1 protein-coding gene is annotated in these 1,836 nt (G+C 74.5%); it reads left to right on the top strand.

The window, feature by feature from the left end; translation table 11 throughout:
- Positions 1 to 1,836, top strand: a 1,836-nt coding sequence (locus ACIQOV_RS39825; protein ID WP_401055814.1) for a type I polyketide synthase, incomplete at both ends; no start/stop codon positions are given.

Here is a 1,836-nt window from a genome sequence, read left to right as displayed (position 1 = left end):
GGAGACCGCCTGGGAGGCGGTCGAGCGGGCCGCGATCGACCCCCGCACGCTGCGGTGCACCGGCACGGGTGTCTTCCTCGGGGCGATCGGCAACGGCTACGGCGCGGGTTCGCGCCACCTCTCCGAGGTCCAGGGCCTGTTGGACACCGGGACCGCGAGCAGTGTGGTCTCCGGCCGGATCGCCTACACCCTGGGCCTGGAAGGGCCCGCGGTGACCGTGGACACGGCCTGCTCCTCTTCTCTGGTCGCCCTGCACCTGGCGATCCGGGCCCTGCGGGCCGGCGACTGCACGCTGGCCCTGGCCGGCGGGGTGTCGGTGATGGCGACCCCCGACGCGTTCGTGGCGTTCAGCCGCCAGCGGGCACTGTCGGCCGACGGCCGCTGCAAGGCGTTCGGGGCCGACGCGGACGGAACCGGTTGGTCCGAGGGCGCCGGCGTCCTGCTGCTGGAACGGCTGTCGGACGCGCGGCGCAACGGGCACCCGGTGCTGGCCGTCATCCGGGGTTCGGCCACGAACCAGGACGGTGCGAGCAACGGGCTGACCGCGCCGAGCGGTCCGTCGCAGCAGCGGGTGATCCGGGCGGCGCTCGCGGACGCGGACCTGTCGCCGTCCGAGGTGGACGTGGTGGAGGCGCACGGCACCGGCACCGTGCTCGGCGACCCGATCGAGGCGCAGGCCCTGCTGGCCACCTACGGCCAGGACCGGCCCGCCGAACGGCCTTTGTGGCTGGGCTCGTTGAAGTCGAACATCGGCCACACGTCGGCGGCGGCCGGAGTGGGCGGCGTCATCAAGATGGTGCTGGCGATCGAGCACGGCGAACTGCCCAGGACCCTGCACGCGGACCGGCCGACGCCCATGGTGAACTGGTCGTCGGGAGCCGTGGAGATCCTCTCCGAGGCCCGCGTCTGGGACGACACGGGACGCCCGCGCCGGGCCGGGGTGTCCGCCTTCGGCGTCAGCGGCACCAACGCCCATCTGATCCTGGAACAGGCCCCGGCGGAGGAAGCCGAACCGGCGGCCGACACGGCGGCCGATGGCGATGCGTACCCGCTGCCCTGGGTGCTGTCGGGGCGTACCGACGAGGCGCTGCGCGACCAGGCGGCCCGGCTGCTGGCACACCTGAGCGCCGACCCCGCACCCCTGCGGGCCGCCGACACCGGCCGCGCCCTCGCCCTCACGCGGACCGCCTTCGAACGGCGCGCCGTGGTGGTGGGCACCGACCCGGACCGACTGCTCGACGGCGTGAAGGCGCTGGCGGAGGGCCGATCGGTGCCGGGGCTGGTGCGGGGCGACGGTGTGTCCTCGGGCCGTTCGGTGTTGGTGTTCCCGGGTCAGGGTTCGCAGTGGGTGGGGATGGCCGCGGAGTTGCTGGCCGGGTCGGAGGTGTTCGCGGGGCGGATGGCGGAGTGCGGGCGGGCGTTGGCGCCTTATGTCGATTGGTCGTTGGCGGAGGCGCTGGGCTCGGAGGCGCTGCTGGCGCGGGTCGATGTGGTGCAGCCGGTGCTGTGGTCGGTGATGGTGTCGCTGGCGGAGGTGTGGCGCTCGTTCGGGGTCGTTCCGGACGCGGTGGTGGGCCACTCGCAGGGCGAGATCGCCGCGGCCGTGGTGGCGGGTGGTCTGAGCATCGACGACGGGGCGCGGGTGGTGGCGCTGCGTTCCCGTGCGGTGGGGGCGTTGGCGGGGCGTGGCGGGATGGCGTCGGTTCCCCTGCCGGTGGAGGCGGTGCGGGAGCGGATCGGCGGCCGGTTGTCGGTGGCGGCGGTGAACGGTCCGTCGTCGACGGTGGTGTCGGGTGACGCGGACGCGGTCGCCGCGTTGGTGGAGGCTCTGGTGGG

It is taken from the genome of Kitasatospora sp. NPDC091257, from assembly GCF_044757675.1.
In the GTDB taxonomy this organism is placed as follows: Bacteria; Actinomycetota; Actinomycetes; order Streptomycetales; family Streptomycetaceae; genus Kitasatospora; species Kitasatospora lactacystinica.
Note: the sequence above shows the minus strand (reverse complement) of the source record. Positions and strands in the feature narration are given on the sequence as shown.